A 21877-nucleotide genomic window follows, 5' to 3' on the forward strand; every position below is an offset into this window, starting at 1 on the left:
GCCGGTCAAATTTGAATTGTTCAGTGATGAGCTAAATCCGAAAGCGACCTTCAAAGATTTAAGCAGTTTAGATACTCACTACAAGATCATATAGAGCCAACACCAGATATCGAATTCATCCCCAGCTTTACAGGCTAACACTCAAATCTGTCGTTGATACATCAGCGCAAAGTGGTATTAAATGTTTGATAAATGGGTCCCCGCGAATTTCACCGCATCCCTATAAAAATGGCTGCTATCGTAATAGCCAAATGCACATGGATCAAACTCCTGGCTTGCGACATAAGCTGTGAGTGCGGTCCTGGCCCGGAGTATTGAGAAATAACCCTTGGGATTAATGCCGATGACGCGGTGAAAATATCGGTTGACGCTCTTCGAAGTAACAAAATGCTTTTCTGCAAGCTGGCTCACGTTGAGTTGTAAACGTGTTTGATGATAGGTCTCCGTCAGATCCTGCACAAAAGTCAGATAATGGTCACTTGCCCTTTTTTGATGTTTTTCGAGAAGAAACGCTTCTGCTACCTTCCTGCGCACGTGGAAGGTGGGGCTGTCTCTTAGTTGGCTAATCACGCTTGCGGGCAATATTTTATGCAACGGCACAAGCTTTTCTTTGAATTGGACCTGGCATATACCCAGAATGGCCTCCAATCCGCCAGGGTGAAATTTGATCGTAAAAATCCGGTCGCCGGGCAGGTTATGCCGTGTGGTCGGCAGGTCACGAAGAACAAGAATGTCTGTACCGGCGTGTATGTCCCAAGTCGACTTGTTAAGAGAAATCCGGTAAGGATTACCGAGATTGATGTACATCGTAGGTGTCCAGCTTGGGAACATTTCGACCGTGAATTCGCTGTCGTTGACAATGGATTCGGAGAAAAAATCGATATGGTTCGCAAGCTCGCCGCAAGGTTGGGCGAATGTATAGTGATCGCGGATAGGGTCAAAGATCTCTTTCAATTGTCCGATTTTTACCTTGACGAAGATACTGACAGTCAACTAGATTTGGAAAAAAAATTATATGCCTCGTCTTACCACCCTTTTCCTGATCATTATCCTTTGCATCGGCCGTCTTTCTGCGCAGTTCGTCAAAATCGAGCAATCGGGCTGCGATTTTAGGGTTGATCCCGATTTTTTGAAAACGGTCCCCGACAATGCGAAGCAATCTTACACTTCCGGCCCCAGCCTGCCGGACAGCACTTTTGAGAAGCAATGCGGCTACCTGCTTGTTCCCGAGAATCGCAGCAAGAAAAACGCCCGGATGATCAAACTGCCATTCATTGTCATCAGGAGCAAAAACCCGGACAAGCGCCGTGACCCGGTACTTTTTACGGCCGGCGGACCGGGTGGCAGCTCGCTGGGAATGGCTGCTGGGCTTGCCAAAAGCCCCTTCATCGAAGACCGGGACTGCATTGTTTTCGAACAGAGAGGCACGCGTTTTGCATTGCCCTACCTGCGTACATTCGAGCTCGATAAAACACTTAAAGAAGCCACCCGCCGCAACCTGAACAAAGACAGCATGGCCATTGTGGGTCTGAAAAAATACAAGGTCGCGCTGGAAAAGCGGGGCATTGACCTTGCCGGCTACAATACCGACGAAACCGTTTCGGACATTCACGACCTGCTGAAAGCATTGGCGATCGATTCGGTGAACTTGTTCGGGGTATCATATAGCGGTGGCCTGATGACGGCCGTGCTGCAACGTGACCCTGACCGTATCCGCTCGCTGATCCTGGACTCGCCGCTTCCAACCTTTGTCCCTATCGATGAAGACGAACCGGTGAATTTTATGGAGGCATTGCATATCTATTTTGAAAATATTGCCCGGGACTTCACAAGCCAGCAGCATTACGGTGGGCTTAGGAGCCTTTTTCACCAATACTTCACTTCCATCGCCGCCAAAACTTTTGAACTACCGTACCTGGAACCAGGCACCAAAGACTCCATACGCATCAAGTACACCAAAAACGAGCTGCTGACCATCATCCTCGACAAGCTCTACGATGACTCCGGCCGAAAGGAGCTACCCCGCATCATCACCGATATGGTAAACGGGAACCACCAACCGTACATCCGTCCCTATTTCGATGGTTTCTTCCGCAGAAACGGTGCGCCGGACGGCATGCGGCTATCCGTCTACTGCGCCGACCAGACGGCCTACCACTCCGAAAAAGTTCGAAAAGAACTGGACAAGATCTACCCCTATCTGGCGGGCTTCCATATCAACGACGTTTATGGCGAAATGTGCGACTGCTGGAAAGTGCCTTCGGTCAGTCTAAACACGAAACAGCCATACTATTCCGCTGTCCCAGCCCTTCTCGCAGACGGCGAGCTCGACCCCGCCTGCCGCCCCTTGTACATCGATCGCATTAGCCATTACATGCCCAATAGTCAGCGTTTCCTGCTTAAAAACAAGGGGCACGGCGTGATCGGCAATTCCATGCGACCAATTGTTAAATCATTCCTAGCTAATCCTTACAAGAAAATAATGTCAAACGATGTAAATATGATCGCGTATTAAGGTGGAAATTACAGGAATACTGGCCACTCTATCTTTCTTTTCACCAGCGAGTTACCCCAAGGGCAGCGAATTGTGGCTGGTGGTCAATCTGTCACGGAATGGGGTGGTCTGTGGTACCGTATTTTCCAGCCAGACACCCGTTTAATGAGTAACCATAAAAGTGTTATCTGTAAAATACAAAATCTGGCAATTATGTAACTTACAAATAACAATTTTCGCTCATTTTTAACAAATTACCTACCATCGCCATTCCGTATCATAAGGCCCTCATATCGATTGGCCAGCTTACGTAATTTAAAAATGATTGTAGTTTAACAAACTCGATGCCACAGATCACCACTGGTGGTATTGCCGCTTCCGTAGCAGGTTGCTCCCCGCCAAATTTCGTGGTTTTCAAATAAGTCGTTATTGAAAAGAGATAAGTAATCAAACTATACGGAAACCAGATGGTTAGTCCAAAACAGATTTGCGTGGTCTATTTCTTGAGAATTTACAGACAAAAACCCAGTAATTATACCCGGTCACAACATCTGGCAGTCGTGTGCAATAACAGTAGACCGGGAACAAATGATTAGCCGACTCAACGCTCCGATTAATTTCCCCGATATCGATGAACAACTCTTTCACCACCGAGCCTACCGCATTTTGCGTATAGTTCTCCTGACAAGGCGTGCTCCAAGCCTGACTTCTCAATACTGCCGGCATCACGAGGTTTTCATTTCACACGGGTACTCTGGGCAAAATTGTTTTTAGAGAAAGGCTATTTTCAGACGTGTCTTGCCTACTCTTTTTGTTCAAGCAATTTCATGAGCGCTTTTTTACCATCCTCGTTTCCCGGGGAAAGTGTAATTGATTTTTTGTACATAAGAATGGCCTCTTCTTTTTTGCCCGCTTTTTCAAGTGCATTTGCGTAGCTGTCGTATGTGTTGCCACTTCTGGGGTAAATGACGGTATTCAACTTAAAAACTTCCAGCGACAAAGGCAGGAATTTGTCGGAGGGTTGGTTCATAAAATCATAGCCCAGACGGTTCAGTTCGGATTCATCTACATGGTAATTTAGCGTATCACTCTTCATTTCGTTGAATCTCGCTGCTCCGAAATCAATTCCTTTACTCACGAGTGCTTCTCCATAGATTCTGGCCAGAGAGCGGGTCTGCCGGATCTTTAAAGGTGCGGCGCCCGTCATGATATTTGAAACGGAAATTATCAGTTGTATCGGGTTGTTATCCATATTATCGTAAAGAAGGATGGTTTGGTCGGAAGTAAGGTTTTTGTGCATGGCCGTGGAAAGGCCTACAATATGGCCGTCATGAAAAACAAACTTTTCTACCGGCTCGGTTTTACTGTTATAGACATTCCAACCCAATCCATAGGATCGTGTACTGCTCCCCATTCTGAAAGCCTTACCATCTGACAATGTTAGCGGAGTAAATGCCATCTCCATCATTTCCGGGCTGATTAGTTTTCCATTAGATAGCGCTTTGTCAAAAGACCAAAGATCTTGTATCGTGCTCACGACGTTATTTGAACCCGTAATTCCGCCTAAATGATAATAAGTCTGGTAACGATTGTGATCGAGTGAATCAACATTTCGAAATTCGGACTCGTACATAACCGGCCTGTTATATCTGGTTGTATTAGGCATTTCACGTGACCTGATATAGGTGCCCTTCATTCCGGCAACTTCAAAAATGTTCTTCTTCATATAACTGGCAAAATCATCACCGCTTACTTTTTCCACAATCAGTGCAAGAATCAGATAATTCATGTTGTTGTAGTTCCATTGTGTCCCGGGGATGAATGACAATGGTTGTCTCGACTCGACCAGGTGTGAATAGACCGTTTCATTGGCAACGATTTCGCCAGGGTGGCTTTTAATGTATTCTCTTTCACTTCTTTCCAAACCAGGCAGTCCCGAGGCTTGGTTTAACAGGTGCCGGATGCTTATTTGTTTGTATGAAAAATCGGGCAGGTGGGATGTAACAAAATCGTCCAATTTGAGTTTTCCTTTCTGGATCAGCTGTAAAATAGCAAGGGAAGTAAATGGTTTTGATAAAGAAGCCAGGTTGAATGGAGTGTTCTCTGAGTGATTGATGCGGCGGCCCCTATCCGCATAGCCAAATGATTTTTTGTAAACGATCTCTCCTTTTTCTGCAACCAATATACTCCCGTTAAATAGTTTGTGGTGTGCCATCAAGGTGAGAAATGAGTCAATTTTGGCTACCCTTTGCCCTACAGGGGCAAGTTGCTGACCGAACGATGCGATTGTTAAAAGGACCATTAAGCTGGTCAGGACTCCCGGATAAACAGTTTTTCTTTTCATGGATCTAATAAGTGTATTATTTTTTACTGCTAGTAAGAAATATTTCTTATGTTCAGTGCATTGATTTACAGGGCACCGGACAATATTATCAAAAAATATTTAACATAAGAAATATTTCTTATGTTTTCTAAGAAACTTTTCTTATGTTTGAAACATGAAAGATAAAAACCAGCAAAAAGACACCAATCAGGAGCCGACCAGGTCGGAGCTCGAAATCCTTCAAGTGTTGTGGGAGTTCGGTCCGTCAACGGCACGCTTTGTAAATGACCACTTGAACCAACATACGCGGCAGGTCATTTATATGTCGACCTTGAAGCTGATGCAGATCATGGTAGAAAAGGGTTTTTTGAAAAAGGACGAAAGCCAGATGAAGCATATTTACTGGGCTGCACAGGAAGAATCCAAAACGAAAAGCCTGCTTCTTGACCGGGTAGTGGATACCATATTCAATGGTTCTGCCAGTAATTTGATGATGCAGTTGCTCGGCAACAAAAAGATGTCTGACCAGGAAATGGAGGCTTTCAGGGAATTGATTAAAAAGATAGATGAAAAATAGCGAAACATGAATGCATCCCTGCTTCCAGGAATTTTTGAAGATGAACACATCCGGGTCATCTGCTGGACGCTGATCCATTCATTATGGATTGGTCTAATTGCTGCTGTGTTGGCCGGTGCAATTCTCGTTTGTGCTCAAAAATCGTCTTCACATCTTCGCTACCATTTGCTGTGTGGTTGTTTGATCATTTTTGTCCTGATTACCGGTTTTGTTTTTTATCAGGAAAGCGGATCGTTTGATCGGGTGAATATGGTCACCAGCATTCCGGATCGTATAACGTTAACCGTTTTTTCGTCATCCGAGAGTGCATTTGTCCGCAGGGACATCGACGTCCTGGTTCATCTGAACGCCTTTATCAACCAAAACGCGGGGTGGATATTTACGGTTTGGTTTCTTTGTTTTGCGCTCAAAAGCCTGGGATTGATCAGCGGACTGTTCTATGTGCACCGGATACGCTTTTACAAAGTGCACCAGGTTAGCAGAGAATGGAAGGAGAGAATGGGGAATTATACTCAAAAACTTGGTATCTACCAATCAATCAGCCTACTGCAATCTGAGTTGGTAAAGGTCCCGGTCACGGTCGGACACTTCAAACCAGTAATTCTGATTCCCATTGGTCTGATTTTTCAACTTCCTGCCGAACAGATTGAGACCATACTCATCCATGAACTGGCTCACATAAAGCGAAGAGATTATCTGGTCAACCTTTTACAGAGTTTGCTGGAAACGGTCTTCTTTTTTAATCCGGGATTGCTTTGGTTGTCTTCACTGATAAAGGAAGAGAGAGAAACTTGTTGCGACGATATTGTACTTACCAATACAACCGTCAAAAGCAACTACCTGGAAGCTTTGCTTGCCTTCCATTCCCAGCAACCAGCGAGGTCTGATCTGGTTCTCGGGCTTGGCAGCAATCAATTGGTAAACCGTTTAAAGAGAATTATCAACCATGAAAATAAACGACTGAACAAGATGGAAAAAATCGTTTTGCTTGCAGGACTGCTGATTGTTTCGGCCTTTTCCTACATCCCAAATCCGGAGCCGCTGCTTAAAGCTGTTGCATCTCAAAAGGTCAAGCGCCATGAAGTGACTCAGGTTGTTTCGCAGGAACATACATCCACAAAACAAGAAGGTTTTAACGGAAAAGAGCGTTTGACTGAAAGGTCTGGGAATGTTGGTGTTGCACAGGATATTTTAGAGGAAATCCCAGTTGATACGAGCTGGAAGTTTCAAAGTTTCAGGTTTTTTTATACCAATGAAGACCCTGCCAACCGCGACATGGAAGTACGTGACGATAAGGATAATATGTATCGCGTGAAAATCGAAAACGGCAAGGTGGTCTCCCTTAAAGTAAATAACGCTCAGATTCCGGAAAGCGAGCTGGGGCAATACGAAAAACTCCTGGCGGAAATCGATAAGTCGTATTACGCGGCACGTGAAAGCAAGCGTGCCTCCATGGAAAGGGCACATAATTACTCCCGAAAGGAAATGGAAATCAGGGAGTTAAAAAGCAAGGACTGGGACAGGGCTAAATTCAGCAAGGACACGGACTCCGCTAAATCTAAATTTGAAAAGTCGGGTGATTTTGCCTACGAAAAAAAGAAGCTCGAAAAAGGCGAGGGCCGGGATTGGAATGGTAAAGGTGGAAGGGAAGTTCGCAAAGAATTCAAGATCGATAAAAATAGCCAGAAAGAATTCAAAAAAGATAAGGACAATCAAAAGCATCCCAAATTCGAGAAACAAAAAGACAAGGAGTGGAAAGAGGATAAAAAATTCAAGAAGGACAAAGCATTTTCCAAGGCTGACTTCGAGCAGGGTTCTAAGACGGATCAGGCTGTTTGGGCAAAAGGGAAGGGAATGGATGGAAAGTCGGAATACAAACCCGGTAAATCGAGTCCTGATGTCCACAGGGCTGCAAGAGTAAAAAAAATGCCAGAGCCAGCCGATATTTCTGCCGACCAGGAGCGCGTCAGAGGCGTAATCTCGGAGCTGGTACAGGAAAAGGTAATTTCCAAACCGACAGATCTGGAATGGTTCGGCCTCAGCGAAGATGAACTGGTTGTCAACGGAAACAAACAACCGGTTGAACTACAACAAAAATTGAAGGAAAAATTTAAAATCAAAGCCGATCACGGTCTCTATTACGGACCAGTGAAAATGAACGGCAGTGGCGTATTTTTGGATAAGGGCGATTTGTAAAGACGTTATCTCAAAAACTGTGTAAGTGAAGAATCGAGGTTAATGATCTCGATTTTTTTTAACAAAACACAGCTTATAGACGAGAGGATCTGTTAGCCGATGATTTTTAAGAACAGTTCAAAAGCCGTGATGCGCTAAATGAGTCCCTTGGCAGTTGCAAAAGCGAGGTATGAGAAGGTGCTCGAAGGCGAGCTGGATGGATATTTAGCTACGACAGGAACGAGCATCAAGGGGAGCGCGACATTGGGTATTTTTCTTTTCCTGACATCAACATTCTTAACCTGCCCTCCTCATTCCGATCTTTTCGCTCGGGCCAGTTCTGAATCTTTTGCCTTGTAATTTTGAGCCATATCCTCCCGAAGTCAGCCGCCAAACCCGGCCCCCTGGCTTCTAGACGCGCTGGATGGCGTGATCGTCCAAAGACTGATATGTAAGTGTCCCGATTTTCAGACAATAATTTGCTGCTGGGCTCCCTTTGCAAAACGCCTTACGGCCCCTGTAAAGCTGGTGCACAGGATTATACACGAAACCCGAATACGTTGCTTGTTAGTACCTGCCGCAACAAATAAATAATGAAAATATTGGTGGAGCTAAACGGTCTCGAACCGGTGACCTCTTGTAGGCTATGTTTGCCAAAGGTGTTTGTACGTGCACACTAGTTTTTATTGGAGTACGGTGATATTAATTGGTGTTATGTTGACCATCAAGACATTTAACGGGTTTAGTTCCCACCCGTACCTTTTGTTCCGACAGGTAGTGCGGTTGGAGGGATTGTCAAGGCATTGCCGTTATTCAGCTGATCCGCACCGATATCCAGTATACTCCCTCTGTCGGCTCCGTCATAATCCTTTTCCACGAGATTCTCCAGCGATTTGCCCTTTCCGATACACGGACTGCCGCCGGACAAATGATACTGTGTATTTAGCCTAGGATCAACGTTGGAGCTATTGGAGTCGAAGCCGGATTTAGATTTCCAGAGTGAAAAACCCTCAAATTCTTCGTAATCATCCTCGCCTCTGTCGATCCGATAAGTAAGGCCCCCTTGCCGGTAATAGAAGTTATTCCCAATATCGTTGGTTCCGGTTGGCTTAAGACGAAGCCGGGCCATGGAGCCCTTCGCAGACGCAGACTGAATAAAGATGTTGTTTGCTATTTTCAGGTCTTTGCAAACTGGGTGCCGGTCGCCGCCCGGGGTACCGTAAATTTCACCCCGGGAGATGATCAGCGCAGAACTACCTTCATCGGTGGCCGCATTGACAATCGTATTGTTGTAAACCTGCGCTCCGGAGGCGGCATATAACCCAATGCCTTCGCGTTTGGTATTGACTACGATATTGTTTCGGATGATGATGTCGATGCTTTCGTGATAATTTGGATTAGTCGTTGTATTGAACCACTCGCTGTCTGTATCCAGGTAGCCTGCAAGCAGACCGCCCTCGCCACAATTCATGATCAGGTTTTGCTCAAAAACGCAATCCTTTGCTCCCCCTTTGGCATAAAGTGCATTGGTGGCAATGTCGTGGAAATAGCAGTTTTTGACAACCATCCGGTCAGCATTTACATTGTCAATACCTTCGGCATTTTGGGCCTCTATGTTCGCTGGACCAACACCCGATTTATAAATTTCGCAGTTAAGAATCTGGATATCCTTGCAACCGGGGGTGATCTTGATACAATCGCGACCTGTATCGTGAATTTTACAACTTAGTATCCTGACATTGGATATCCCTTTTTTGTTGGCATACGAAACGCTCCGGTCATCGTCCCAGTCGCTTTCAAACTTGATGCCGTAGTAGAATCCCCCTGTAATTTCCAGATTCTCAAGAGTTACATTGGCTGTGCCGGGTTCTCGGAACCAGATGCAACTGGCAATGTCTTCCACGTTGGTAACTGCCCTGATCACGGCCCACTCCCCCGGAAAGGAATGCATGTACACATTGGATGTGCGAAATTTTATTTCCCTGCTTTCGTAGGTTCCGTCTCGCAAAATGATTTCAATTCCCTTTGAAGGGTCGGCGCTGTCGGCAGCTTTTTGGATGGTTTTAAATGGTTTGCTTTCGCTACCGTCGTTGTTGTCGTTACCCGAAGGGGAGACGTAAACCTTGCCGCTCAATGCTCCGGGGTTTTTAATTTCAGTTTCGCAACTCGCCGGTGCTTCGGGGCATCCGCAGGCAGTGGGGGCGGCATTGCACTCGTCGGTAGCAACCTCTTGCTTCTGGCAAGCCAACAGGGGTAGAAACAACACCCAAAAAAATAAACGTCCCAGGTATTTCATGGTTTGGTTGATATCGGGTTAAAACAAATTATTGCCTGGCAAATGAGGCAGCGGCGCTGATGCGAGTCGGGACACTTCCCAGCCCCGGTGCCGACATGATATTGGCGGCCATCAGGCTTTCATCTCTGAACACGCCGAACAGACCTGCACTATCCTTGCCTTCGAAGTTCCCATTGCTGATTGTCAGAATTGGGCCGTTGAGTGTGTAATTCCCACCACCGCCGATGACGGTCGGTATTCCCGCATAATAAAACACCAGGCGGTCGTTGGTAAATGTGAGCAGCCAGGAGTAAGGGTCGAACCACTTTGAATCACTCAGTTTTACGGGGTACTTTTCAATCTTGCTAAGTTCCAGAATGGCCCAGTCGTTGTGATTCACGTTCGCTTGGCCTGTCAGTTTTTTGTCAGAAACAATAAACGTTGTTTCGTGTTTGTTGAGATCAAAAATGATAGTCAGCTTACCATCGGTTAGCTTCCAGCTACCGGTATACATGCCTGAGGCGTCATGCCATTCAAAGCGATCACTTTCTTTCAGGTACAGGCACATGACACGTTCCAGCGTGCCCGAGGAATAATGGAACCGGCCATACCAATAGCTATTTTCCAGCGGATTTTCCGCTATGGGCTCGTTGCTTTTGGAGCAGGAAAATAGGCCGGCGGTAAAGATAATCACGCATAAAATGGCAGCTATGGACATGGATCTTCCATACGCCTTGGCTAAGGTTTTCATGATGTTGGTTTTAAAATGTAATCGGATTAGTAGGCAGAATGTTGTTACCGCTTGATTTACAGGTAAAATTGCACTAACAGCAATATTGCATCATGGCTTTCTTTTCATCCACCATCTTAGTACTTTATAGTCAGAGCTTCCAACGTATGGATTACCGGTAATCACCCAGCCAAATTCGTTATCGTCAATTATTTCCAAGTGCCCGACAGTTTTCTCACCGTACACGGAGGCTATGTCCTTATTGTCGTTGAAGAACGTTAACTCCCCGGTTCCCGCAGCCGCGTTCTTAACCTTATAGCTCCATCGGCCCTGTTTCGCACAGGTTTGTTTGTGGCAGCCATCCATAGTCCCGTCGGCATAGAACTTATAGCCCAGAGCCCCGTCTTTAATGGTAAGGGTTACTTTGTCACTTTCCGATTCAGAATAGGTTTTATACACATCCCAACGTCCGCCGACAAGGAGCTTAATATATTTTTCATCAGGTGCAGGATCTTCACTTTTATCGCCGCACCCGGCGCCCATGTTCAGGAAAACTATTCCGGAAAGTATCAGATAAGAGAGTAGCTTTTTCATGTTCATTTTATTTACCTGCATTGTAAATACTCATTAAAAATGCCTTGCTGATTCGCACCGCGGCTTTTTCACAAAGGTGTCCCTGCCCTTCTGCTGCGTCCACGCCCTGATTTTTGCTGGAACAACCTGCCGTAGACCGGTTTTCGTCACAGATCCTGAGCACATTGCCCAACTTGCAGGTGCCGTTGTTTGATTCGATCTGCTGTAATTCGTAGATTACATCCTTGTCCTTAAAAGTGTCTTTCATCCACTGGGCGACATTCATTTTGGCTGCATTGCCGTCGTCCCTTGTTACGATGTAAATGAGCGGCGGAGTGATATGGACGAAACGGATACCGGTAACCTGTGTACGCAGTTCGTCTATCATCTTTTTGTATGCTGTTTTTATATCCTCCTTGTTGGTATCGCTGATGTCTGCGTACCCGAATTTGAAAATGGCAATCTTGACACTCGCCTGGTGGGCGATTACATTCTTTTTGAACTCTGCCATCTTACCCATTGGATCACCATTAGACACGCTGAACACGTTTCCAGACGGACCTTTTGGCGCAGAGGCTAGATCGAAATATTCAAACTTGAATCCGTTGGCTTCGGCCCCGTCTTCCAGGTCACCACCGACCGACTGGTGCATGAATATGGCGTTCCATCCTTTTACCCGGTTTCTTTCCGCTGAGGTAAGTTTGTCCCAGGCCTCAATGCCCGACATGCCCACGATTCCCGGTTCTCCTTTGCCAGGGCCCGTTTGTTCCCCAATCGGTTCGGGATCAGGGTCGCCTGAACCATCCGGATCAGTGCCTGACTTTGAACATGCAAAGAAACCAGTCAGTAATGCGAGAAATAGTAGCTTTTTCATAGTACGTCGTTGCGTTTTTGTTCTGAATCAAAGTTTCTGATAGGTGATCACCTCGCCGTACTCGCTTTTCCAGATCATCTTGTTTCCGGAGAATGTCAGGGTATACGTATGTCCGATGCCCTCCTTCCCGCCGATAAATATTTTTGAGCCATCTATTTTCCACACGTTTTTTGAGTAAAGTCTCTGCTGGATATTGACATAACTGGCATCGCAGCCCGAAGCGGAAGCATCAAGGCGGTAATTACCGTCTGAGGTAATCCGATATACGATTTTGGATGCGCAGGGACGCTGACTAAGCAAGGCGGCATGTGAGTCAAAGGCTTTCCCCTCATAGGTGGCCATGTGTGAGAGCATTTTCCAGTTACCCACCGGAGATTGTCCATACGTTGTGAAAGCTCCCGATGCTATCAAAAAGATAAATGTGAGATTTTTCATTTAAGTCTTTATTTGTTAGTGATCTTTTTGTGACATGTCAAAACTATAAGATCCCGAATTCACAAATCGCAACGAATCGCTCAACTGCATTTTAAATAGATGAACAACAAGTTTTCATTATGTTTAGCCTGAAAACTCGCCTTCTAAACAATGTCTGGGCCGCAGCTATCCCGCATCTTCATCGACAATGACAAAATTGACCGTCTTACGACACTGTCATATGCGAAAAAATCCATTTCTGAATGTTGCCGGAGTTTTCTCGTCGGCCACGCAGGCACTTTCTTCGGTGAATCAAATGCCGGTTGATGTGATGCTCAGTGACATCGATATGCCTGAGTTGAATGGCCTGGAATTCCGCAGCAAAATGATGAAGATCCCCGTTTGTGTTTTCATATCCGCGTATCCGGACTATGCGGCTGATAGTTTTGAAATGGAAGATTTCTTTTTGCTGAATAAGTTCGCATGCACTTTACATAACGCTCCGAGAAGAAATCTTAGAATCGGTATTCTCGTCGGAGCGTTTCGAAAAAGAGGATTGGCAATCAATCGAATCATTGGTAAACCAAGCCAAAGCAACCTAGTTCGGAAGCAGATCGCGTCAGAAAGGAGTATGAATTATTCTGAACCCACCTTGCTGGTAATCTCAGGTCCGAACGATGCAGGGAAGTCTACTCATATCCAAAACATGCTTCCAGAAGCATTTGAAGGAATTGTATCATTCGAGTGGAGTAGTGGTCAAATGGAAGGGCAAGTAAAAATCAAACGAACGATGTATGGCAAAGCAAAATTTGATTTATTACGACTGCGGGTGTTGACACGAAATGGACGTATCCCCCAAAGTGGTGCTGAACCTGTTTCACCGGAATTTCCAACGGATGAAATATCTGACGATTTTTCAAGACAGACCCTGTTAGTTTTATAAAGAGGTCAATCAAGCATAAGCGTATCACCTATCAATAATTCGTCACGAACTAGCATTAAGCAAGTAGCTATGCTCCCACTTACATTTTTACCTTCACTTTCAAAATCCCTGATGTTGAACCGTTGCTTGGCATGTATTTAACATACAATAGTCCGCTGTAATTTTCCTGCGTGTTGGTAGTATCCACAGTCCCGGCATTAATTACAATTTCTCTCGTAGCTACTGGTAACGGTGACGAATATTGTATTGTATCAAGAGGCATGCTATCCCAAATTAATTTTGCCTGTTCGCTGATTTCGCCTTGGATTGTAAAGGATGCCTGCGTTTTTGGCCCTTTGCTTCTTATAACAAATGAGGTGTCCTTCTGGGCATTAAGTTCGTAGCTAAATTCTTCCACCTTCGGGACAACATTGTCTATGAGTTTGCAGCCAGTGTCGGATAGTGCCACAAGTATGATGAGTATATACCGTTTCAACATAGAATATGATAGTTTACTAAGTAACTGATATTTACATTTTGTATTATTTCTTGAAGCGAGAAAATTTGAAATGCGGCTTACTTGATAAGCCTGTGCGCTTTAATTCAACCCTGACGCCTTTGCTGAGGATACCTGACGCTACACATCGCTAAACCACTAGCGGAAGTTACAGCGAGGAAAGAGGTGAAATGAGTACGCCACGCCAGATCGTCAAAATTGGAGTCAAAAAGAAGTACATACCTTCCAATCCCATGGAAGGCTTCAACTGTTCAGGTGGCGATGTTGAGGTAATTCCGTTAGAATTTTGGCAGGTCAAACCACTTTCCGGAAGGCGAACCACTGTTATACTGACCATAGATTCCCGCATAGACTTTAGGAGCATTTTCGAGATTTCTCATGATTGAAAGGCATTTAAGTTGCTTTGGCCCGGCGGGGCCGCCCCAGCTTTGTACTCAGGGCAATCGCTGCCTATCGATCGAAGAAAAATGACGGGGCTCCTCCCCTTGGTTGTAAGCCCATCCGGCGGTTTAAGGCGCGGCTGGCTGCCGTGTGGCCAGCTAAAAATCCGGGTGGGCTTACAACCGTCATTTTTTGCTTTGTAACTTTCGTTTGCACTGATCGCATTGTTAACTTCGGCTCACATTCAAGTATCATTCATTCCGCAGTTTATGAAATGTCCTTTGCTGTTAGTTGCACTTTCCTTATTGGCTGGATTAGCTCATGCTCAGACATCAAAGGTTGATTCGTTGATTATCGGGAAGTTGAAAGACCTGCATGTTCCAGGCCTTGCCGCAGCAAAGGTTGAAAATGGCAAGATTTCCTGGACACGCTATTACGGCTTCCAAAACATGGAGCAAAAAATACCGGTGTCGGATTCAACCGTTTTTCACATAGCCTCTATTTCTAAGACAGTAACGGCCGCGGCGGTTATGCAACTCGAAGCAAAGGGATACTTCAAGCTGGATGATGACATTAACCGGTACCTTCCGTTTCAAGTTGTCAATCCATCGTTTCCAGCTGCTCCGATCACGTTCAGGCAACTGTTACGGCATCGCTCCTCAATAGCCGATAATATGGACTACCTGCTCCCATTTTGGGAGAATCAATATAAGGGAGCCGACATCCCATTGGGAACATTTCTTGCAGACTATCTATCTGCCGGTGGCAAGCACTATCACGCAAACAAGAATTTTGCCGGCGCCGAACCGGGTAGCAGGTTCGAATATTCCAATATCGATTTTGCATTGCTAGGTTATCTTGTCGAACGGATTGCGAAGATGCCATTCGATCAGTACTGCAAAACGCATCTATTTGCTCCGCTTGAAATGCATCATACCAGTTGGTTTTTAGAAACGCTCGAACCATACCGACTGGCAGTACCTTATCAGTATTCAGACTCACTTGGCCAGTATCAAAAACTACCCCAAGGCAAATATCCAGATTATCCCGCAGGTCAGCTCCGCTGCACGGTAAGTGATCTGGCGAAGTTTCTTGCCTGCTGGTCAAACGACGGAACGTATGATGGTAAGCGTGTAATTGAAGCCAGGTCAGTGCAAAGCCTGACGCCAAAGGACATGACCCTGGGGTTTCACACCTGGTTTATGTATTTGCTTAACACGGAGACACCCGCGTACAGCCATAGCGGGCATGGCCCCGGTATATCCACCTACATGCTTTACGACCCGTTTTCAAAAAAGGGTCTGATTATTTTGATGAATGGGGAGCTTTCCGATTACTTCGAATGGAGAAAATTGATTGATTTACTCTGGAAGTCCTGAATAGAACCAGCTCATAACCTTACTTAAAACCAACCGAGATGATCAGCAGAAAAGCGCTCCTGATAATTGACATGCAAAAGGGCTCTTTTACAGAAGCCACGCCTCGTTATAACACGGAAGGCGTCGTGCAAATTATTAATTCGCTCACTGCGGCTTTTCGTGCGAAATCGTGGCCCGTGTTATTTATTCAGCATGATGGTAGCGCAATGAACGAATTCGTGCCCTTTACTACGGAGTGGGAATTGCTGGACGATCTGAAAATTGATACCGATGATATCCGCATTGACAAATATGCCAATGACGTATTCTATCGCTCCGAACTCCAAAAGAAGCTCGGCCTGTTAGCCATTAACGAATTGGTCATTACAGGCTGCGCCACAGATTTCTGTGTTGAATCCACGATTCAGTCAGCAGTTTCCAAGGATTATAACATCACAGTCATCGAAGACGGTCATACCACTGGAAACAGACCAAATATGAACGCACGCCAGGTGATTGACCATTACAATTGGGTATGGAAGAACATGATCCCAACAAAAGGGAAAATTGAAGTTTTGCCCTATCACATGTTCCTTCAACAGGTTCTCAGTAACTGATTCCATTTTTCTTCAAACCGGCTTTGTGATAAGAAATAATCTGATGTTGAATCTGCGGAATTTCTTTTACAAACTGCCTGATTGCGAACAGGTCGCCATTCTGACGAAATGTATCATTGCTGGCATCGGCATTGGAAATGGTTTGCAGCAACATTTCAACTTCGTCACCAGTAAAAATCTCATTGATTACAAAAAAGCCATCGCTGGCGAATTGGCGCTGGACGTTGTCATAGTTGATCACTGGGACTTGCGGGTAGGTTTGCAGCAAAGTAAGTGAAATATGCTTTTACAGAAAATACAGGCTACAAGCATTCTCCGTTGGTATAGGACATGATGCCATGATACTGGGCTTCACAAATATTCCCGTATGTCTTTCCGTCCGACCCGCAAACCGGCCTGTAAATATCCGGGCAATTAAGCGGTTCCGGCGCATCCTCTTTACAGCTAGGGCAAGCCGGCATTAATGCAAATCGTAAGATGTTGCTCATTGACTAGCTATTTGTCAAAAATATTTCAACTATGATCTTCTATGCAAGCATTGGATAATAGCAAGTATCATCACTTGGATCCTGAACATTCACCGTTTTGATAAGAAGTAATTCCATGGGCGAGCGCTTCACATTCGTTGCCATATGTTTTGCCGTTGCAACCACAAACCGGGTGGTAAATATTAACATCCTGAGTCATTTCGGGGCTGCTCGTGACAGCTGGGATCAGGATCTTTGTCCCCGTGGCAACTTGAAGCTACTACCACCATGAGTACCGGCAGTAGAAATGGCGCGCGTAAAAATTTTCGAACTGTCATGGTCTGGTGATTTTATCTGGGACGAATCGAGGATATGGTGATCCAGTTTCCTTGTTTTTTCGCTCCGTCGCTCTCATCTTTTTCAAAACGTATCCACACGTCCTGATTCCCTCCCTTATACGGCTCGGAAACATTCGCCCGGTATGTAATTGAATCAACCGTCACAAACCATCCACCGCACCAACCACAAAACAACGGATCTGCTCTGCCAATGTATGCAGCTTTCTCCTCTGGCCGCGCATCGCGACAGGCATACAAACCCAGTAGCAAAACGAGGTAAGGCAATTTGTTAAATGCAGGGCTCTTCATACGCTCAGACTTTGTTTTCCAAAAAGACACCTACGCTTGTTGTAACGTTGGAAGAGAGTCTCTTTCAAAAAATCATATCTAAGCACACAGCATCACCAATTTCAAGGTGCTTTCGAGAGTTCCTTTTCCAATGTCCTGAAATGATCGTCAGGAATTTCGCCGGAGTGATATGCTTTTTTTATTAATGGGAAATATTGGTCCTGATATGGCCTGTTCGCATGCCATACTATCATCCATGCAGCATTGACTCCTTCCTTTCCAACCACGCTTAATTTTGGCCAGCCCATATGCGCTATAATCTTTGTCAAAATCGCCTGGTTGGCTTTGTCATTTACTATCAGCTTTGAAACATAACCCAAGTAACGTTTATCTGTGCCGGGCACACTCATTAAGCTATCCCGATACAGCTGGTCAACCATCTCCATTTTTGAAAGTAAGTCGCGGATTTGCGCTACGCTATGCTCACGTACCCTTATGGAAGTGTCGATATCGGCCTTCGTTTCTTCGTTGCTGACAAACCAGCCGACTAGATATTGCTTGTCATTACTCCCTGCGCCGGATTGAGCAAATGCATCGACAGCGACAAACATTAGTCCAACGCAAAATAGGCAAGATATCAATTTCATTTCTGAATTAGATTTATGTTGACTGGCACATCCGATTGATACAATGCAATCTAGCGATTTCAAATCGATCTACCGAAAACCGGTGCTAGCTCTCACCCTGGTGCCCAGACCCTTTGTTCGGCTTTCAAAATTAGGAAAAAAGCTTCTAGTAGCGCATACTGAAATACTTCATTGCATTCTCCCGTAGTGTCTTCAAAATTTTTCTTACAAACCCTCCGTAATTGGTGACTGTTGCACAACTCATCGGGATTAAACCCACTTTGAGGAATTTCCATGTTGTACGATCCAGTCAAGGATTTAGAAGTATTGATTAAAACCACGGCTTTGGTTAATTTCAGTACATGCAAGGAAAAAAGATTCAACAGGAACGATTATTCATCAACTTTCAGAGAATGTTCCGGCTGATAACTTCTACCGTCAAGCATCCGCACAGATCATTGAAGGGACTAACACCAAATCAAAAGCGCATACAGCTGAAAGAAAGTGCTATGAAAAAAGAAGAATTAACCATTGCAATCAACAACGAAGTCTAAATCACAGCTCCTCTAAAAATGGGAAGCCTACATTTAGGGTAAGGCTTCATTAACCTATCAACCTAATGGAAATAAATCCTGTGTGTCTTGCGCTGGCCTGCCTGCTCGATGTTGAGAAGGTAGATGCCTTTTTGAAGTTGTTCGGACGGTTTGATCAGGATCATACCACCTGCTTCGGCGGTGGCATTCATCTCGACATTTATCCCCATCTTATCTGTGAGGGTCATTGCCGTTTTTCCATTAGGAATCCAAACCCTGAAACCACCTTTATCGGCCGGATTGGGAAATGGTTTAGTCGACTTGAACTGATTGGGTTTGTCATCGGTCGCCATTGCTGACATTTTCGCTGTGGTCGCTGTGGTCGCTGTCTGGAACAAACCAAACCTGGTTCCAGCGTCCAAAACAATTGCCGGTTCATAAATAGAATAGAAATAACGACCGTCCCGATATACTCCCCAAGGAATTTCAGCATCACCGACAGGCTCCCATGCCCCACGCCACATCTTCATTTGAACAGGTAGGCCCGCAAGATAGCCCGATGACTCAGCCGCCGGTTCCCAACCGAGCGAAACGTTCCATCGCCCGGCAGGCAATTGATATTCAACGTTGACCCTTCCAGGCGCGGTCCCGCTGTCAGCCACCCGGTTAACGCCAACCGAAACGCGGCCGCCCCTGAATGGTGATTCAATACTGGTCAATGTAGCAGGCGTATACAGGTGCTGGGTAGGTCCTACTGGAAACGTTCTGCTGAAATCGGGGCGTGTATCCAAAATACTTAGGAGGGTCGGGCTATCCTCTAAAACAAAAAAATTCTGATTGCTAGCTCCCATAATTCTTTCAACGAAGACCATCGAATAGGATCTCGCAAACAAGTTTCCCTTCACAAACCTGAAAGTGCACTCGGTCGGACCGCTCCTCTCTTCAAAATGAAACGAACTGCCCGTATATAATTCCACCCCGGCGGGATTGTCAACAGCCACATTCTCGAAATTGGTGCGGTTGTAGACGAGATCACCCCCTGCGATTGCCTTAAGTGACTGGCGGGACATTCCGCAGAAACGAATGCCATGAACGCTCAATCGCCCCCACGGAACAATCTCCAAATCGCCCAGCACATTTAGCGTTACAGCCCCTTCGGACCGGAGCAGAAAATCCCTTCCAACAAAAAGCTGATAGCAATAAGCATTCGACCTTATGAGGACAAAGCCATTGATAATCACATCGTCGTATTTACGAGGTATAGACCCGGTAGACCAGGCAGCAGGATCGTCCCAATATTGATATTTATAACTTCTGATACTTGTAAGTTGGATTGGAATGTAGGCGGTTAACGGATTTGGCACAGGGGAGCAAGTCCATCCGGTGAGAGGAGGAAATTTGTAAGTTATACCAGACTCGATAAGCAACCGGCTTGCATGTCGGGAAATCGCCATAACTTGTTCAGAAATGGCGCCGCCAATGTTTCTGTATGTCCTGAGCTCCCACCGGCCACTTGATACGTCCCATTTGATCTTTTGTGGGGACAGGTATTCTCCGTATGTGCGATTGGCACGAAATTCGGTGTAACGATCCGGCCCTGTTTCATAAAAGGAATATCTTCCATTGACGACGCTGTAAACGGAAGACTCTCCTTCGATTGCTATTTTGTGATCAAAAATCCCTGCGAAGGCGCGTGCAACTGACAAAATAAGTACTAGTAAAGTCAGATATTTCATGGTGCTACCGTTTTGAAAGAATGATAATACTTTAAGGGAAGTGCATTCAGGTCAACGCGGATTTTCATCCGTGTCGTAAGGAGCAGGACAGGCAAATAGCCGAAATGCGGTATCGCCTGCACGGTCAAATGAGGCTAATACCAATATCAAGATAAACAGAAAGGGTTATATTTTACCCAAAAATCAGGGTTTGTTAGTTTACGGACGAGGCAGCATTATCTAGTTAGGCTGACTTGAATACTAAATGACAGAAAAACCGTCAGGGATTCCGTTTATCGCTACTCTACATTGGAGATTAAGGGGATACTAACGAACTGATTTCAATTTGGGCTGACCAGATCATTTCGGACTAGATTGACCATTCTACCTTTCTTCTCACCAGAAAGTTGCCCCAAAGGCTGCGAATTGTGGCTGGTGCTCAATTCACCACGGAATGGGGGGCTGTGGTGCCGTATTTTCCACTATGGCCGCTAGCCGATGCTTTCCACACTGATTATCAACTCCTTAAAGTTTAATGTACTATAATTTGAAATTTTTCAATTTTTCAAGGGTTACAAAGCGGGCTGTATCTGTTCTTTAGCACTAGTTTAAATATTCAATTTTATTTTTGTCCGATTTGAAGATGGATTACAAAAATTTTACAATTGAAGACTTCCTGGCCGACGAATTTTTCCAGCAATGGGTGCTTGCTCCTGACAATAAAACGGACACTTTCTGGAAAAGCTGGATTCAAGAAAATCCTGATAAAAGGATCGTCATACAACAAGCGGTACGGATAGCCTGCCATATTGATTTTTCCGAAAAATGGACCGATCAGGAAAGATTTCAAATGTGGGAAACGATCAAGCAGGAACTGATACCAGCGGTAGAAACGGAGGAATTACCTTTCATTGCCAGACGTAAAATATGGCTCGCTGCGGCCAGTCTGGTTTTCATTTTAGCTTCCGCAGGCATTCTTCTGACCAAATTCCGAATGAGTGAAAAGCAGACTTCATTTGGACAGATCAGCAAAATAACGCTGGCTGATGGATCTGTGATCACACTGAATGCGAATTCAAAACTGCGATATGCCAGGGATTTTCTCAGTAAAAACAGAGAGATCTGGATTGACGGAGAAGCCTATTTTGAAGTTAGCAAACGCGTAGTAAATGGTAAAAAGCAACCTTTTACGGTTCATGCAAACCATCTTTCGATTCAGGTTTTAGGGACTGCATTCAACGTCAACAATCGCCGTGGGCGAGTGAATGTAACACTTGAGCATGGCCAGGTGAAAGTGGTTGACCAACACAATAACGCAAACAATGTGCTTCTTAGGCCCGGCGAAGCAGTTGCGCATTCTGAGAAGAAACCTCACCTTCATAAAGAAAAAGTCGCCGTTGAAGATTATTCTTCCTGGAAAAACAGGGTAATCGTTTTTAGAAAAAAATCACTGAAGGAAATCGCCGAAATGATGGAGGACCTCTACGATATGAAGGTCATCATCGATAATGCTGCCCTCGGGGCTGAAACCTTCACCGGATCATTCCCAACTGATTCATCAGAAGTCCTGTTTGAAAAACTTGAAAAGATGTACCCTTTGCAAGTCAGCCAGGTCGGGAACGAATACCATTTGAAATAAACAGGTCGCTAACCGGTTCGATCTAGGGTTCAAAAGAAATC

At 45.3% G+C, this 21877-nt stretch carries 21 protein-coding genes; 7 read left to right on the top strand and 14 right to left on the bottom strand.

All coding sequences use genetic code 11. The annotated features are described in order from the left end of the window. Positions 1-177: 177 nt before the first annotated feature. Positions 178-954: a helix-turn-helix domain-containing protein gene (locus ACTJJJ_RS29110; RefSeq protein WP_426293814.1), complete on the bottom strand. Its 777-nt coding sequence runs from the start codon at positions 952-954 to the stop codon at positions 178-180. A 61-nt stretch (positions 955-1015) separates the two neighbouring features. Between ACTJJJ_RS29110 and ACTJJJ_RS29115 the strand changes: the two genes are divergently transcribed. Beyond that, positions 1016-2515, top strand: a complete 1500-nt coding sequence (locus tag ACTJJJ_RS29115; protein WP_426293813.1) for an alpha/beta fold hydrolase — start codon at positions 1016-1018, stop codon at positions 2513-2515. A gap of 781 nt (positions 2516-3296) precedes the next feature. Here the strand turns inward: ACTJJJ_RS29115 and ACTJJJ_RS29120 are convergent. Beyond that, positions 3297-4838 (bottom strand): serine hydrolase domain-containing protein, encoded by a 1542-nt coding sequence (locus ACTJJJ_RS29120; protein WP_188927786.1) that lies wholly within the window; start codon positions 4836-4838, stop codon positions 3297-3299. A gap of 154 nt (positions 4839-4992) precedes the next feature. On the opposite strand from ACTJJJ_RS29120, the gene ACTJJJ_RS29125 reads away from it, so the two are divergent. Together ACTJJJ_RS29125 and ACTJJJ_RS29130 are read left to right on the top strand one after the other, a co-directional pair. Further along, positions 4993-5394, top strand: a complete 402-nt coding sequence (locus ACTJJJ_RS29125; protein WP_188927784.1) for a BlaI/MecI/CopY family transcriptional regulator — start codon at positions 4993-4995, stop codon at positions 5392-5394. Between the two features lie 6 nt (positions 5395-5400). Then, positions 5401-7590 carry a M56 family metallopeptidase gene (locus ACTJJJ_RS29130; protein WP_440703725.1) on the top strand — a complete coding sequence of 730 codons (2190 nt, stop codon included), beginning with the start codon at positions 5401-5403 and terminating at the stop codon, positions 7588-7590. A gap of 721 nt (positions 7591-8311) precedes the next feature. On the opposite strand, the gene ACTJJJ_RS29135 is transcribed toward ACTJJJ_RS29130, so the two are convergent. The 5 genes from ACTJJJ_RS29135 to ACTJJJ_RS29155 all read right to left on the bottom strand — a co-directional run bounded on the left by ACTJJJ_RS29135 (position 8312) and on the right by ACTJJJ_RS29155 (position 12456). Further along, the gene (locus tag ACTJJJ_RS29135; protein WP_426293810.1) at positions 8312-9865 is read right to left on the bottom strand and encodes a right-handed parallel beta-helix repeat-containing protein; all 1554 of its coding nucleotides are present in this window, start codon (positions 9863-9865) and stop codon (positions 8312-8314) included. 28 nt (positions 9866-9893) lie between these two features. Beyond that, a complete protein-coding gene (locus tag ACTJJJ_RS29140) occupies positions 9894-10595 on the bottom strand; it encodes a hypothetical protein (protein ID WP_188927778.1) in 702 nt (233 codons plus the stop codon). Between the two features lie 90 nt (positions 10596-10685). After that, the gene (locus tag ACTJJJ_RS29145) at positions 10686-11168 is read right to left on the bottom strand and encodes a hypothetical protein (RefSeq protein WP_188927776.1); all 483 of its coding nucleotides are present in this window, start codon (positions 11166-11168) and stop codon (positions 10686-10688) included. A 7-nt stretch (positions 11169-11175) separates the two neighbouring features. Then, positions 11176-12021: a hypothetical protein gene (locus tag ACTJJJ_RS29150; protein ID WP_188927774.1), complete on the bottom strand. Its 846-nt coding sequence runs from the start codon at positions 12019-12021 to the stop codon at positions 11176-11178. 27 nt (positions 12022-12048) lie between these two features. Continuing rightward, positions 12049-12456: a hypothetical protein gene (locus tag ACTJJJ_RS29155; protein WP_188927772.1), complete on the bottom strand. Its 408-nt coding sequence runs from the start codon at positions 12454-12456 to the stop codon at positions 12049-12051. 220 nt (positions 12457-12676) lie between these two features. Here ACTJJJ_RS29155 and ACTJJJ_RS29160 point away from each other — a divergent pair, with 220 nt between their 5' ends. After that, positions 12677-13378: a response regulator gene (locus tag ACTJJJ_RS29160; protein ID WP_426293808.1), complete on the top strand. Its 702-nt coding sequence runs from the start codon at positions 12677-12679 to the stop codon at positions 13376-13378. A gap of 79 nt (positions 13379-13457) precedes the next feature. Here the strand turns inward: ACTJJJ_RS29160 and ACTJJJ_RS29165 are convergent, their stop codons facing one another. Continuing rightward, positions 13458-13856: a hypothetical protein gene (locus tag ACTJJJ_RS29165; protein ID WP_426293807.1), complete on the bottom strand. Its 399-nt coding sequence runs from the start codon at positions 13854-13856 to the stop codon at positions 13458-13460. A gap of 668 nt (positions 13857-14524) precedes the next feature. Here ACTJJJ_RS29165 and ACTJJJ_RS29170 point away from each other — a divergent pair. Both ACTJJJ_RS29170 and ACTJJJ_RS29175 read left to right on the top strand, forming a co-directional pair. Then, complete coding sequence (locus ACTJJJ_RS29170; RefSeq protein ID WP_440703726.1) at positions 14525-15634, top strand: serine hydrolase domain-containing protein; 1110 nt, start codon at positions 14525-14527, stop codon at positions 15632-15634. A 38-nt stretch (positions 15635-15672) separates the two neighbouring features. Next, positions 15673-16230, top strand: a complete 558-nt coding sequence (locus ACTJJJ_RS29175; protein WP_426293806.1) for an isochorismatase family protein — start codon at positions 15673-15675, stop codon at positions 16228-16230. Here ACTJJJ_RS29175 and ACTJJJ_RS29180 read toward each other — a convergent pair. From ACTJJJ_RS29180 to ACTJJJ_RS29205, 6 genes are all read right to left on the bottom strand, one after another. After that, positions 16220-16498 carry a hypothetical protein gene (locus tag ACTJJJ_RS29180; RefSeq protein ID WP_188927759.1) on the bottom strand — a complete coding sequence of 93 codons (279 nt, stop codon included), beginning with the start codon at positions 16496-16498 and terminating at the stop codon, positions 16220-16222. The two genes, ACTJJJ_RS29175 and ACTJJJ_RS29180, sit on opposite strands and share 11 nt — an antisense overlap. A gap of 34 nt (positions 16499-16532) precedes the next feature. Beyond that, on the bottom strand, positions 16533-16718 hold the full coding sequence (locus tag ACTJJJ_RS29185; RefSeq protein ID WP_188927757.1) for a Kazal-type serine protease inhibitor family protein: 186 nt from the start codon (positions 16716-16718) through the stop codon (positions 16533-16535). A 70-nt stretch (positions 16719-16788) separates the two neighbouring features. Further along, on the bottom strand, positions 16789-16917 hold the full coding sequence (locus tag ACTJJJ_RS29190) for a Kazal-type serine protease inhibitor family protein (protein ID WP_426293805.1): 129 nt from the start codon (positions 16915-16917) through the stop codon (positions 16789-16791). A gap of 130 nt (positions 16918-17047) precedes the next feature. After that, positions 17048-17344, bottom strand: a complete 297-nt coding sequence (locus ACTJJJ_RS29195; RefSeq protein WP_188927755.1) for a hypothetical protein — start codon at positions 17342-17344, stop codon at positions 17048-17050. 101 nt (positions 17345-17445) lie between these two features. Next, the gene (locus ACTJJJ_RS29200) at positions 17446-17970 is read right to left on the bottom strand and encodes a DUF6624 domain-containing protein (protein WP_188927753.1); all 525 of its coding nucleotides are present in this window, start codon (positions 17968-17970) and stop codon (positions 17446-17448) included. 595 nt (positions 17971-18565) lie between these two features. Beyond that, a complete protein-coding gene (locus tag ACTJJJ_RS29205) occupies positions 18566-20218 on the bottom strand; it encodes a T9SS type A sorting domain-containing protein (protein ID WP_426293804.1) in 1653 nt (550 codons plus the stop codon). A gap of 829 nt (positions 20219-21047) precedes the next feature. On the opposite strand from ACTJJJ_RS29205, the gene ACTJJJ_RS29210 reads away from it, so the two are divergent. After that, positions 21048-21836, top strand: a complete 789-nt coding sequence (locus ACTJJJ_RS29210; protein WP_188927749.1) for a FecR family protein — start codon at positions 21048-21050, stop codon at positions 21834-21836. Positions 21837-21877 lie beyond the last annotated feature (41 nt).

This window comes from Dyadobacter sp. 22481 (genome assembly GCF_052044875.1).
Lineage (GTDB): Bacteria > Bacteroidota > Bacteroidia > Cytophagales > Spirosomataceae > Dyadobacter > Dyadobacter endophyticus.

Excerpts from the sequence above, each read along its gene's own strand:
- ACTJJJ_RS29210 (WP_188927749.1), top strand. The coding sequence starts at position 21,048 with ATGTGGGAAACGATCAAGCAGGAACTGATACCAGCGGTAGAAACGGAG.
- ACTJJJ_RS29175 (WP_426293806.1), top strand. The coding sequence starts at position 15,673 with ATGATCAGCAGAAAAGCGCTCCTGATAATTGACATGCAAAAGGGCTCT.
- ACTJJJ_RS29190 (WP_426293805.1), bottom strand. The coding sequence starts at position 16,917 with ATGACTCAGGATGTTAATATTTACCACCCGGTTTGTGGTTGCAACGGC.
- ACTJJJ_RS29130 (WP_440703725.1), top strand. The coding sequence starts at position 5,401 with ATGAATGCATCCCTGCTTCCAGGAATTTTTGAAGATGAACACATCCGG.
- ACTJJJ_RS29140 (WP_188927778.1), bottom strand. The coding sequence starts at position 10,595 with ATGAAAACCTTAGCCAAGGCGTATGGAAGATCCATGTCCATAGCTGCC.
- ACTJJJ_RS29125 (WP_188927784.1), top strand. The coding sequence starts at position 4,993 with ATGAAAGATAAAAACCAGCAAAAAGACACCAATCAGGAGCCGACCAGG.
- ACTJJJ_RS29135 (WP_426293810.1), bottom strand. The coding sequence starts at position 9,865 with ATGAAATACCTGGGACGTTTATTTTTTTGGGTGTTGTTTCTACCCCTG.
- ACTJJJ_RS29200 (WP_188927753.1), bottom strand. The coding sequence starts at position 17,970 with ATGAAATTGATATCTTGCCTATTTTGCGTTGGACTAATGTTTGTCGCT.
- ACTJJJ_RS29170 (WP_440703726.1), top strand. The coding sequence starts at position 14,525 with ATGAAATGTCCTTTGCTGTTAGTTGCACTTTCCTTATTGGCTGGATTA.
- ACTJJJ_RS29145 (WP_188927776.1), bottom strand. The coding sequence starts at position 11,168 with ATGAAAAAGCTACTCTCTTATCTGATACTTTCCGGAATAGTTTTCCTG.
- ACTJJJ_RS29195 (WP_188927755.1), bottom strand. The coding sequence starts at position 17,344 with ATGAAGAGCCCTGCATTTAACAAATTGCCTTACCTCGTTTTGCTACTG.
- ACTJJJ_RS29115 (WP_426293813.1), top strand. The coding sequence starts at position 1,016 with ATGCCTCGTCTTACCACCCTTTTCCTGATCATTATCCTTTGCATCGGC.
- ACTJJJ_RS29150 (WP_188927774.1), bottom strand. The coding sequence starts at position 12,021 with ATGAAAAAGCTACTATTTCTCGCATTACTGACTGGTTTCTTTGCATGT.
- ACTJJJ_RS29165 (WP_426293807.1), bottom strand. The coding sequence starts at position 13,856 with ATGTTGAAACGGTATATACTCATCATACTTGTGGCACTATCCGACACT.
- ACTJJJ_RS29160 (WP_426293808.1), top strand. The coding sequence starts at position 12,677 with ATGCGAAAAAATCCATTTCTGAATGTTGCCGGAGTTTTCTCGTCGGCC.
- ACTJJJ_RS29120 (WP_188927786.1), bottom strand. The coding sequence starts at position 4,838 with ATGAAAAGAAAAACTGTTTATCCGGGAGTCCTGACCAGCTTAATGGTC.
- ACTJJJ_RS29185 (WP_188927757.1), bottom strand. The coding sequence starts at position 16,718 with ATGAGCAACATCTTACGATTTGCATTAATGCCGGCTTGCCCTAGCTGT.
- ACTJJJ_RS29205 (WP_426293804.1), bottom strand. The coding sequence starts at position 20,218 with ATGAAATATCTGACTTTACTAGTACTTATTTTGTCAGTTGCACGCGCC.
- ACTJJJ_RS29155 (WP_188927772.1), bottom strand. The coding sequence starts at position 12,456 with ATGAAAAATCTCACATTTATCTTTTTGATAGCATCGGGAGCTTTCACA.